Here is an 11004-nt window from a genome sequence, read left to right on the forward strand (position 1 = left end):
GGCAGAATATCGCAGCTCTGCCAATGGGTTAGTCGCGAGCTGAAGGAGCTCGCGGCAAGTCCCGCCCGCAGGTTCCAGGTCGCAAAATCGCGAGCCGTCAGACTGCCCTGACGCTGGCAATGAAACCCTCGACCTCGCGCTTGAGGATGTCCGCCTGCTGCGACAGGTCGACCGCGGAATCCTTGGCCTCGCCGGCCATGCGGCCGGTGTCGGACGACGTCGTGGTGATCTGCACGATGTGGTTGGTGACGTCCATGGTTCCCCTCGCCGCGTCCTGGACGCTCCTGGAGATGTCCTGGGTGGCGTTGCGCTGGCGTGCGGTGTCGACGTCGATGCCCGACATGATCGAGCTGATTTCGGCGATCGTGTTCGATATCCCATCGATGGCGCCGCGCGTTTCCGCCGTGATCGCCTGGATGCTCGTGACCTGCTGCGAGATCTCCTCGGTCGCCTTGCTGGTCTGGCTGGCCAGGTTCTTCACCTCGGAGGCGACCACCGCAAATCCCTTGCCGGCCTCGCCGGCCCGCGCGGCTTCGATGGTGGCGTTGAGCGCCAACAGGTTGGTCTGCGAGGCAACCGTCTGGATCAATTGCACGACGGCCCCGATCTTCTCGGCCGCGTCCGAGAGCGCGTGGATGGTGTCGGCGCTCTGGCGCGCCTGCGCCACCGCCCCTTCGGCACGCTGAGTGGCGTCGGTGACGCGCTGGCTGATCGCCGCGATCGAGGTCGTCATCTGCTCCGCTGATGTCGCCACCGTCTGGACGCTGGTGCTGGCCTGGCCGGCTGCGCTGGCAACCGCGCTCGCCTTCTGGCTGGTCTCGTTGGCGGCACGCGACAGCGTTTCGGCGTTGCCCCTGAGGCGGACGGCCGATGCGGCAACGCTGCCGACGACATTGGCGACGAGGCCGTTGAAGTCGCGGATCTTCTCGTCGAGATAGCGAGTCCGCTCGCGCTGGTTGTGGGCGTCGCGCAGTTCCTGGTCGGTCAGCCGCTGGCGTTCGATCCCGTTGGTCTTGAACACTTCGAGCGCGCCGGCGAGCAGCCCGATTTCATTGCTCCTGCCGAGACCCGGAATCGGGGTCTCGTACTTCTGCTCGGCCACCTCGCGCATCGCATGCACCATGCCAGCCAGCGGCCGCATGACGCCGTCCCGAACCGCGAAGTAGGTGGTCAGGCAAACCGTAAGCGCGATCACGGCGATCGCACCGCAGGCAATAAGGAAGTAGGAGAACGCGGTCTGCGCCTCCTGATAGATCTGCATGGCATGCTCGCGGCCGGGGCCGCTCAGCGATTTGAACTCAGCGGCAAGCGCCGTGATCTCGTTGTTGAGGTAGAGCACGGCGATGAAGCCCGTACCGCCGCCGATCCCAAGCAGCACCAGAAGCGCAATGACAACGGATGCGACAAGGAAGCGGATAGTCAGATTGCTGTTGGAAAACATCGGCTTGCTCAAGAGCGTTACGACAAAGCATCATCACGCTCTATCGTTTTGTGAACGTGATCCTCTCGGACAACCGGCACCCACTTTTCCGGATCATGCTCTGGAGGAAGGGCGAGGCAAAGTTCCACACAAAAGGTCAAGATTGGATGAATGTTCGGGCAGATGCCGACGCGCATGGACCTACGTAACAGTACGTAGATCAGAGCGTTTTCGAGCGAAGCATGCCCTCGGACTTGATCCGAGGGTGGTACCGGTTCGCGTGAAGAAAACGCGTCGAAACCAAAAAAGCGCTAGCCACGCCTTTCCGGCGCTTCCTCCGACATCAGCGCAGCCAGCCGGCTCTCCTCTTCAGGAGTGAGATGGGCGCCGGTTGTGGCGGCCGCCGGGGCGGCTGGCCGGCGGCGGCCAAACCGCCAAAGCGCCACGCCGCCTCCGACCAGGACTAGCGGCGGGACCAGCCAGAGCAGCAGCGTATGCGGATTGAAGCGCGGCTTCAGCAGGACGAATTCGCCGTAGCGCGCCACCAGGAAATCGATCACCTGCCGATCGCTGTCGCCGGCCGCGATCCGCTCGCGGACCAGGATGCGCAGGTCGCGCGCCAGCGGCGCCTCGGAATCGTCGATCGACTGGTTCTGGCACACCATGCAACGCAGTTCGCGCGACAGCTCCCGCGCCCGCGCTTCCTTGGCGGGATCGGCCATGATCTCGTCAGGCTGCACGGCGAACGCCGCCGGTGCGCCGAACGACACGGCGAACGCCAGCACACAAGCTGCAAGCGCCCTCCGCATCACTCCGCCGCCTGCAATGCGCGCGCGGCCTTGGCCGGCTTGGGCGCACCGACGCGCAGGCGCCGGTCGGACAGCGACAAGAAGCCGCCAAAAGCCATCAGCACCGGGCCGAACCAGATCAAGAGCACCATGGGCTTGTGATAGATGCGCACCGCGATGCCGCCGTCGGCGGCGATATCGCCGAGCGAGATATAGAGCTGGCTCACCCCGCGCGTCAGCAGCGCGGCCTCGGTGGTGGACGCACCGCGCGTGGTGAAATTGCGCTTCGACGGCGTCATGACGTTGAGCGTCTTGCCGTCGAGGCCGACCGTGAACCTCGCCACCATCTCGCGGAAATTCGGTCCCTGGCGCTGGCCGATATCGTCGAGCTTCAATTCGTAGCCGGCGACTTTCGCGGAGTCGCCCGGCTTCATGGTGCCGATATATTCGCTGTTCCAGGTGGTCTCGCAGACGATCCCGATCAGGGCGATACCGACGCCGGCATGGGCGAACGCCGTGCCCCACGCCGCCCGCGGCAGGCCGCGCGCCCGCTGCACGGAGGTGCCGAACGGAAGCCGGAACAGCCCGATACGCTCGGCGAGGTCGGTGAGCGCCCCAGCGACGACGAATACCGCAAGCCCGATCGCGAGCGGCGCGAAGCTGGCACCGCCGCGCGTCCAGGCCCACAGCACCGCGATCGCAATCAGCGCGACGATCCCGGCCGCGGTCAGGCGCTGAGCGGCGCCAAGCAGGTCGCCGCGCTTCCAGGCCAGCAAGGGGCCGAACGGCACGGCGATCATCAATGGCACGAACAGCGGCCCGAAGGTCAGGTTGAAGAACGGCGCGCCGACCGAGATCTTGTCGCCGGTCAGGACCTCGAGCGCCAGCGGATAGAGCGTGCCGATGAACACGGTCGCGCAGGCCGTGGTCAGGAACAGGTTGTTGAGCACCAGCGCGCCCTCGCGCGAGATCGGCGCGAACAGGCCGCCCTGCTTCAACGATGCGGCCCGGGCCGCATAGAGCGACAGGCTGCCGCCGATGAAGAGGCAGAGGATCAAGAGGATGAACACCCCGCGCGTCGGATCGGTCGCAAAGGCGTGCACCGAAGTCAGGACGCCGGAGCGCACCAGGAAGGTACCGAGCAAGGACAGCGAGAAGGTCAGGATCGACAGCAGGATAGTCCAGACCTTCAGCGCGTTGCGCTTCTCCATCACGACCGCCGAATGCAACAGCGCCGTGCCGGCGAGCCAGGGCATCAGCGAGGCGTTCTCGACGGGATCCCAGAACCACCAGCCGCCCCAACCGAGCTCGTAATAGGCCCAGTACGAGCCCATCGCGATGCCGAGCGTAAGGAAGATCCAGGCCAGCAGCGTCCACGGCCGCACCCAGCGCGCCCAGGCGGCATCGATGCGGCCCTCGATCAGGGCGGCGACCGCAAAGGAGAACGAGATCGAGAAGCCGACATAGCCGAGATAGAGCATCGGCGGATGCACGGCGAGGCCGATATCCTGCAGCACCGGGTTCAGATCCCTGCCCTCGATCGGCGGATTGGCAATGCGCAGGAACGGATTCGAGGTGAGCAGGATGAAGAGATAGAAGGCGCTTGCGATCCAGGCCTGCACCGCGAGCACATGCGCGCGCAGGGTCAGCGGCAGGTTGTTGCCGAAGGCGGCGACGAGGCCGCCGAACAGCGCCAGGATCGACACCCAGAGCAGCATCGATCCCTCGTGGTTACCCCAGACGCCGGTGATCTTGTAGATCAGCGGCTTCATCGAGTGCGAGTTCTCGAACACGTTGACGACGGAGAAATCCGAGGTCACGTGCAGCATCACCAGCGCAATGAACGAGGCACCCACGAACAAGAGCTGCGCGAGTGCGGTGGAGCGCGCGACGTTCATCAGCGCGACATCGCCCCAGCGCGCGCCGAGCATCGGCACAATCGACTGGATCAGCGCCAGCCCAAGCGCCAGCACCAGCGCGTAATGTCCGGCTTCCGCGATCAACGCATCGCCCCCTGCACCGGCTGCGGCTCGGCCGAGGCGCTGGGCTTGCCGTAATCGTCCTTCCAGTGGCCCTGCTTCTTCAGGGCGTCGGCGACCTCCTTGGGCATGTAGGTCTCGTCGTGCTTTGCGAGCACGGTGTCGGCGCGGAACACACCGGATTGATCCAGCGCGCCCTCGGCGACGACGCCCTGCCCTTCGCGGAACAGGTCCGGCAGGATTCCCTTGTAGGCGACCGGCAGCGTGGCGCTGCCGTCGGCCACCTCAAACGTCACCGCGAGGTTGTCGCCGCGTTTGAGCGAGCCGGGCTGCACCAGCCCACCGAGGCGGAACCGCTTCCCGGCGGAGATATGCTTTTCCGCAACCATCGAGGGCGTGGAGAAGAACACGATGGAATCGCGCAAGGCGCTGAGCACCAGCGCGGCCGCCACCGCGAGCACCGCCAGCGAACCGCCGATCATCACCAAGCGCCGCTGCTTACGCGTCATGGTTCCCTATGGTCCTGTCTGTGCGCATGTCATCCATCCAGCCCGAGATTCTTCAGGCCTTCATTGAGCTGGCGCAAGCGTTCGGCATCATTGGCAACCGCCTGGCGGGCATCGGTGAGCGCGGCAACCGCCTTGTCGCGCTCTCCCATCACCATATAGGCGCGCACCAGCCGCAGCCATCCCTCGACATCGCTACCGTCCTGCTTCAGGCGCGTGGCGAGCCGGTCGACCATGCCACGGATCATCGCGGAGCGGTCGTCCGTGCTCATGTCCTTGGCCGCGGCCATGGTCTCGTCTGACAGCGCGGGCGCGACGACACCGCCGCCGACCCGCGTCAGCGAGGCCTGCACCAGCGATCGCCACGGCGCATCCGCCGGCGCCTTGGCGAGCATCGCGCGCCAGATCGAGGCTGCGTCGTCCTTGCGGCCGTCCTGCTCGGCGGCGAGCCCGAGGAAGTAGTTCGCCTTGGGATCGTCGGCGTTTTGCGCCACGGCGCGCTCGAATTCGGCCTTGGCCTCCGCGGTGACGACGCCTCCGGCCACACCGGTCAGCGCCTCGCCAAGATCGGCGCGGCGTTCCGAACTGTCGCCGTTATAGGTGATCGAATTGCGATAGGCGCGCACCGCGTCGTCGTAACGGCCGAGCCTGGAGAGCACCGGCGCCAGCACGTTCCAGCCGCGGCCATCGGTCGGATTCTTCTCGAGATGCGCCTCCACCTGCGCCACCAGATTGGCGAGCGGCTGATTGACGTCTGCCATGCGGCTGCGCGCGGCGAGCGGAAAATCGCCGAGCTGTGGCGAGCCCAGCGCAAGATAGAACGCCGCCGCCATCACCGGCAGTCCGACCAGCGCCGCCACGGCGGCCGACCGCCGCAGCGGCAGGTTGGCTTTTGGCGCCGCCGCAGCCTCGCCGTCCACGGCGGCAAGCAAGCGTCGGCCGATCTCGACCCGCGCCGCCTCGGCTTCCGACGCCCCGATCAAGCCCGAAGCAAGATCGCGCTCGATCTCGGCGAGCTGGTCCTTGTAAACATTGGCCTCGCTGCCGCCTGATGTCGCAGGCGTCGCGCGACCAAGCGGCCAAAGCACGGCGAAGATCGCCGCGACCGTCATCAGCGCGAACACAAACCACAGTGTCATCAACGAGTTCCCGGGCGAACGGCACCGAAAGCTGGTACCGATGTGCCGCTTTACACCACCGGCGGGAAGCGGAGCAATTGACAATTGCTGGATCGGAACCGCCCTCCGTAACCAACCGGAGGGAGAAATTGCGGGAGCAACCGAATTTTCGCGCGACCCCGATATCGGATCGCAGAAGGAAAACCGTAAAAATGACGATCAGCCAGCGCGGGACGATTTGCGCTCGCCGGTCATCGCGTTCTCCGCGGCGCGGTTCATCAGCGAAGCGTAGTCGTGGCCGAACAGGACCTCGCAGAAGCGGATCGCTGCGCTGGCCTGCTGCTGCCGATAGCCCCGCACCCTGTGGTCGCCGGCGCGCAAGGACTGCACCAGCGCCTCCGTGGACTGCTCGACATATTGCTGCAGGTCGGAATAGGTCCGCAGCGTCACCTCGTTGATGGCAAGCTCGCTCGCATAGGTGCGGCACACCGCGACGAAATCGATGAGGGCGGCGACCTCCTCGACTTCGGTCGTGTCGATCATGGCGGCGGCGGAGATATCCTTGTCCGGGCGCTGGCGCAGAATGCGGCGGACCCGGCCGGGAACGCTGTCGATCTCCGATTGCATTGAATTGGAGATATCGGCCCGGATCGAGGCCAACTGCCTGCCCCAGGTGGATTCGTTGCGCAGGTCGAGCTCCGTACGCAGGCCGCGCACACCATCATGCAGCGTCTTCAATTGATCCCCGACATTGTCGAGATGACCGCGCCGGATATCGCTGCGCAGGCAGGCTGCGAGATAGGAGAGATCGTGCAAGGCGATCGTGACGGCAACGCCATAGGGCGTGGCGGCGACGCGGATCTCGTCGTCGGAAGCCGCCATCTTGATCGCGAGGCGGATGATCTGCCAGGGCGCGACCAGGCGCTGCATCACCAGCGACAGCGCGAAGGGTAGCAATTGCGGCGTCTGCAGCGAGGGGACGTTGAGCGCGGCGGTGACAGAGGCGATCTGGGTGTCGCCGAACATCCGGAGCTGGCTCGGAAGCCGGCTGCCGAGCGTCTCCAGTGCCTCGCGCGCGCGCAGCACCAGCCCGATCGACACCAGGTCTTCGACCACATTGGGTGGGCCAACGCGCGACAGCGCCCGCTGTTTGTCATCACCGGGCACTGGCGTCGCGACCTTGACGATCGCCTCCGCGGCGGCGACCTGATATTTGCGGGCTGCGGCCTCGGCGGCCGAAGTTGCACCGCTGTCGTGCGCCTTCACAAGCGCGGTCTCGAATTCGCGGGTCGCATCAGGCGCGCCCTCGCGGCCGAGCCACTGCCATATCGGCAGCAGCGAGGTGCGGCGGACCTGTCCCGGCCGGATCGGGAAATTGCCTTCGGCGAGGAACGGCTCGAGCGGACGGAACAATAGGCGCGCCGGATCATCGCCCCGGGGGCGCGTCTCCTCCTCCTCGGCCCGGCGCACGATCTTGCGCAACTGCTCGAGCACCAGGGTGGCGACGCTGACGTCCTCGCCGCGCTCCACTGCGCGCTCGAACTCGCGCATCAGCAGCGCCTGCGATTGCGGCGGAAGCTGCGCGAGATAATCCCTCAGCCGCTCGGTTGGTGTCTGGCTCATGGGCCTGGGGTGATTGAATGCTCGTGATGGCGACGCAGGAAGGCATCGGCTCGGCATGATAGGAGGGCGCGCGTTAAGAAGGCGTTTAGGAAATGATGCACGGTCCCTCGCCGTGCCTCTCGGCTGTCAAACTCCCGGCAATTCCAGTTCCGCCCGCAAGCCGCCGATCGGCGCATTGCGGAGTGACAGGCTGCCGCCGTAGAGGCCGGCGAGATCGGTGACGATTGAAAGCCCGAGTCCCGAGCCCGGCTTGGATTCGTCGAGCCGCTGGCCGCGCCGCGACACCTGGGCGCGCTCGGCGGCCGACAAGCCGCGCCCGTCGTCGTCGACGATAATATGCAGCCGCGGGCCGGCACCCGGCTCCGCCGGCGGCTCGACCAGGACCTCGATGAAGACCTGCGAGGCCGCCCATTTGCAGGCATTGTCGACGAGGTTGCCGGCCATCTCCTCGAGGTCCTGGCGCTCGCCGCGGAATTTCGCCGATGGGTCGGCCTTCAGCTCGATGGTGATGTCGCGGTCGCGGTGGATCTTTTCCATGGTTCGCCGCAGTGCCTCGAGCACCGGTGCCACTTCGGTGACGGTGGCGACGATGGTGACGCGCGCGGCGATGCGGGCGCGCTCCAGGTGATGCGTGACCTGGTCGCGCATCACTTCGGCCTGCTCCAGCACCTTGGCGGCAAAGGGATCGGGGGCATGCGTCGCGGCCTCGTTGACGATCACCGACAAGGGCGTCTTGACCGCGTGGGCGAGATTGCCGACATGGGTGCGCGCGCGCTCGACGATCTCGCGGTTGGCATCGATCAGCGCGTTGGTCTCGCGCGCGAGCGGCGCGATCTCCACCGGAAACTTGCCTTCAAGCCGTTCGGCGCGGCCGGAGCGGATATCGGCGATCGCCTCCGAAATGCGCTTGAGCGGCGCCAGGCCGAAACGGACCTGGAAGATCGTGGTCAGCAACAGCACGATGCCAAGCGAGGTGAAGGTGCCGCCGAGGTAGTAGTCGAAGCTGCGCGTCTCATCGAATATCTCGCTGGCGTCGCCGGCGACGCCGACCAGGAACCTGCCGTCGCTGCCAAGATCGACCGGACGCTCGACCATGCGCAGCGTCTGTCCCTCGGGGCCATCGACATAGCCGATGCGAATGCCGGCGGCGGTCAGCTCGAAGCCCTGATCCTCCAGTTTCGGCAACTTCTTGTCCCACAGCGACCGCGAGGCGCGCATCTCGCCCTTTTCCACGTCGGTGCGCAGGATCTGCCAGTACCAGCCGGACAGCGGCAGTTCGAACAGCGGCTCGCCGAGCTGGAACTGGTGGTCCGCCGGTTCGTCAGGCGTGGCGACCTCGGCGATCAGGGTGCGGAGATAGAGGTTGAGGCGACGGTCGAAGGCACGCTCCGTCGCATCACGATACACCGAGGACAGGATGAAGCCGGTGATCGCCAGGATCACCACCAGCCATGCGGTCGCCGACAGGAACAGGCGGGTGGCGAGCGAGCTTCCACGCATCAGAGCAGGATCCCGAAAAGGCTGGCCCCGCATCTAATGCGAGGTGGGCACCGGTTTTCGGATAAGATCATGCTGCGATCAAAAAGTAAGCCCGGCGACCAGCGGCGCCGGGGCGGTTACGCGCCTTTCGGCGGCGGCGTCAGCAGATAGCCGAGGCCGCGGACGGTCTGGATGATGTCGACGTCGAGTTTCTTGCGGATGCGTCCGACGAACACTTCGATGGTATTCGAGTCGCGGTCGAAGTCCTGGTCGTAGAGATGCTCGACCAGCTCGGTGCGCGATACCACGCGCCCGGTGTGGTGCATCAGATAGGCCAGCAGCCGGTATTCATGCGAGGTCATCTTCACCGGGTTGCCGGAGACGCTGACGCGGCCGGTGCGGGTATCCAGTGTCACCGGGCCGCAGGTCAATTCGGACTGGGCGTGGCCAGTGGAGCGGCGCAGCAGCGCCCGGATCCGCGCCAAGATCTCTTCCATATGAAAGGGCTTTGCGACGTAGTCGTCGGCGCCGGCGTCGAAGCCTTGCACCTTGTCGCTCCAGCGGTCGCGCGCGGTCAGGATCAGGACCGGCATGGCGCGGCCGTTGCGTCGCCAGGCTTCCAGCACCGAGATGCCGTCCATCTTCGGCAGGCCGATGTCGAGGACGACGGCATCGTAGGGCTCACTGTCGCCGAGATAGTGCCCCTCCTCGCCGTCGAAAGCACGATCGACCACATAGCCGGCATCCGTCAGCGCGGTCGTAAGCTGGCGATTGAGATCCGGATCATCCTCAACGACGAGTAGGCGCAATTTGGCCTCCGATGGCGAGTCGCAGCTTAGCTAAGATGAGACCCACCGGCGTGAACGGGCTATGAACAAGATGAACGGTGTCATGTTACTTTTTGTTCATTTCCGCGGCTTGATAGCAGATTTGGACCGGCTGAACAGCCGCCGGGTTAACGATATCGACTGATAGCGCTGCCATGCGTGCGGCGACGATCGTGCGTGGGTTGAGCTCGGCCCCGTTTTTGCTTAGCAACAACCTATGAATCAACGACTGTCCCTGGGCGCCGCCTGGCTGGTGCTCGCCTTCATCGCCTTCGCGACGCTTTCCCCGCTTCAAGACCGCCCTGTCGTCGCAGGTCCCCAGTTCGAGCATTTCACAGCGTTCGCGCTGATGGGATTTGCATTCGTGCGGGCCTATCCCAACCGGCTGCTCTTGATCATCGCCGTCGTCATCGGCACCGCGTTCGCGCTGGAGGCCCTGCAACTGCTGACGCCGGATCGGCACGGCCGTCTGCTCGACGCGCTGGTCAAGGCTGGCGGCGGGCTCTCCGGGATTGCCATCGGCCATTTCGCGGAATTGCTACTGCGCGGCCCACTCAACCGCTTCAAGGCAATACGCCCCGAGGGTGCGCAGGAACCGCCGTCGGCGCTGCAGCCTTAGCGACAAACGCAGAGCGTTTGCGCTGACCGCTTAGGGTTAAAACAGACGTCACATTGAAATGCCACGATCATCCGAATAACCTCAGCCGCACGGCGATGCATTGCTGGCATGAGGCTTGCTTCGTCGACAATTTGTAGCGTCCGGGTGGATTGAATTTCGAAATGAGTTTTCAGCTCGTATGCATTGAATGCGACAGCATCGGCGTGGTGATCGACGATGGTGAACTCGCCCCGCCCTCCGCGATCGTCAAATGCAGCCATTGCTCGGCCGCGCGCGGCACGCTCGGCGAATTGCGCAGCTTGGCGCTGTCAGACCGGCGCGACTTGTTCGATGTCGGCTTGGGCATCGGCACGACGGGCGCGGCGATCTAGCTGAGGCGTTTCTATTTCCGCGATGAAGGACCGCGTGGGTCGCGCTCAGCGCGTCGTGCTATCGCGATGATCCTGTCTCGATTTGATCTCCCGAACAACCGACTGTCTCTTAGAAAGACGACTGCATGTTTCCAAGACCAAAACCGGTACTGCTCCCGAACACCTATGCCTTCGAATCCGAGCCGATGGTGAAGCCAACCGGGTTTCGCGAATATGACGCGCGCTGGCTGTTCGGCAAGGAAATCAATCTGATGGGCGTGCAGGCGCTGGGCAT

The 11004-nt window shown here is 65.2% G+C and carries 10 protein-coding genes; 2 read left to right on the plus strand and 8 right to left on the minus strand.

Annotated features, from left to right (window positions below; genetic code table 11):
• Positions 1–97 precede the first annotated feature (97 nt).
• The 8 genes from AC5ZG1_RS30970 to AC5ZG1_RS31005 all read right to left on the minus strand — a co-directional run bounded on the left by AC5ZG1_RS30970 (position 98) and on the right by AC5ZG1_RS31005 (position 9722).
• Entirely contained in the window at positions 98–1441 is a 1344-nt protein-coding gene (locus AC5ZG1_RS30970; protein WP_474418914.1) for a methyl-accepting chemotaxis protein, read from the minus strand.
• Between the two features lie 290 nt (positions 1442–1731).
• On the minus strand, positions 1732–2229 hold the full coding sequence (locus AC5ZG1_RS30975; RefSeq protein WP_496135064.1) for a cytochrome c-type biogenesis protein: 498 nt from the start codon (positions 2227–2229) through the stop codon (positions 1732–1734).
• Complete coding sequence (locus AC5ZG1_RS30980; RefSeq protein ID WP_130227470.1) at positions 2229–4211, minus strand: heme lyase CcmF/NrfE family subunit; 1983 nt, start codon at positions 4209–4211, stop codon at positions 2229–2231. Before AC5ZG1_RS30980 ends, AC5ZG1_RS30975 begins: the two co-directional genes overlap by 1 nt.
• Positions 4208–4696, minus strand: a complete 489-nt coding sequence (gene ccmE, locus AC5ZG1_RS30985) for a cytochrome c maturation protein CcmE (RefSeq protein WP_130227469.1) — start codon at positions 4694–4696, stop codon at positions 4208–4210. Before ccmE ends, AC5ZG1_RS30980 begins: the two co-directional genes overlap by 4 nt.
• 29 nt (positions 4697–4725) lie before the next feature.
• Complete coding sequence (ccmI, locus tag AC5ZG1_RS30990; RefSeq protein ID WP_496135065.1) at positions 4726–5832, minus strand: c-type cytochrome biogenesis protein CcmI; 1107 nt, start codon at positions 5830–5832, stop codon at positions 4726–4728.
• 198 nt (positions 5833–6030) lie between these two features.
• Positions 6031–7434 carry a hypothetical protein gene (locus AC5ZG1_RS30995; RefSeq protein ID WP_496135066.1) on the minus strand — a complete coding sequence of 468 codons (1404 nt, stop codon included), beginning with the start codon at positions 7432–7434 and terminating at the stop codon, positions 6031–6033.
• 126 nt (positions 7435–7560) lie between these two features.
• The gene (locus AC5ZG1_RS31000) at positions 7561–8934 is read right to left on the minus strand and encodes an ATP-binding protein (protein ID WP_496135067.1); all 1374 of its coding nucleotides are present in this window, start codon (positions 8932–8934) and stop codon (positions 7561–7563) included.
• Between the two features lie 116 nt (positions 8935–9050).
• Entirely contained in the window at positions 9051–9722 is a 672-nt protein-coding gene (locus tag AC5ZG1_RS31005; protein ID WP_496135068.1) for a response regulator transcription factor, read from the minus strand.
• A gap of 235 nt (positions 9723–9957) precedes the next feature.
• Here AC5ZG1_RS31005 and AC5ZG1_RS31010 point away from each other — a divergent pair, with 235 nt between their 5' ends.
• Together AC5ZG1_RS31010 and AC5ZG1_RS31015 are read left to right on the plus strand one after the other, a co-directional pair.
• Entirely contained in the window at positions 9958–10359 is a 402-nt protein-coding gene (locus AC5ZG1_RS31010; protein WP_456645070.1) for a VanZ family protein, read from the plus strand.
• A 161-nt stretch (positions 10360–10520) separates the two neighbouring features.
• A complete protein-coding gene (locus AC5ZG1_RS31015) occupies positions 10521–10730 on the plus strand; it encodes a hypothetical protein (protein WP_028167983.1) in 210 nt (69 codons plus the stop codon).
• The last annotated feature ends 274 nt before the right edge of the window (positions 10731–11004 follow it).

This window comes from Bradyrhizobium sp. Leo78 (assembly GCF_059512425.1).

Excerpts from the sequence above, each read along its gene's own strand:
- AC5ZG1_RS30995 (WP_496135066.1), bottom strand. The coding sequence starts at position 7,434 with ATGAGCCAGACACCAACCGAGCGGCTGAGGGATTATCTCGCGCAGCTT.
- AC5ZG1_RS30975 (WP_496135064.1), bottom strand. The coding sequence starts at position 2,229 with ATGCGGAGGGCGCTTGCAGCTTGTGTGCTGGCGTTCGCCGTGTCGTTC.
- ccmI (WP_496135065.1), bottom strand. The coding sequence starts at position 5,832 with ATGACACTGTGGTTTGTGTTCGCGCTGATGACGGTCGCGGCGATCTTC.
- AC5ZG1_RS31010 (WP_456645070.1), top strand. The coding sequence starts at position 9,958 with ATGAATCAACGACTGTCCCTGGGCGCCGCCTGGCTGGTGCTCGCCTTC.
- ccmE (WP_130227469.1), bottom strand. The coding sequence starts at position 4,696 with ATGACGCGTAAGCAGCGGCGCTTGGTGATGATCGGCGGTTCGCTGGCG.
- AC5ZG1_RS31000 (WP_496135067.1), bottom strand. The coding sequence starts at position 8,934 with ATGCGTGGAAGCTCGCTCGCCACCCGCCTGTTCCTGTCGGCGACCGCA.
- AC5ZG1_RS30970 (WP_474418914.1), bottom strand. The coding sequence starts at position 1,441 with ATGTTTTCCAACAGCAATCTGACTATCCGCTTCCTTGTCGCATCCGTT.
- AC5ZG1_RS31015 (WP_028167983.1), top strand. The coding sequence starts at position 10,521 with ATGAGTTTTCAGCTCGTATGCATTGAATGCGACAGCATCGGCGTGGTG.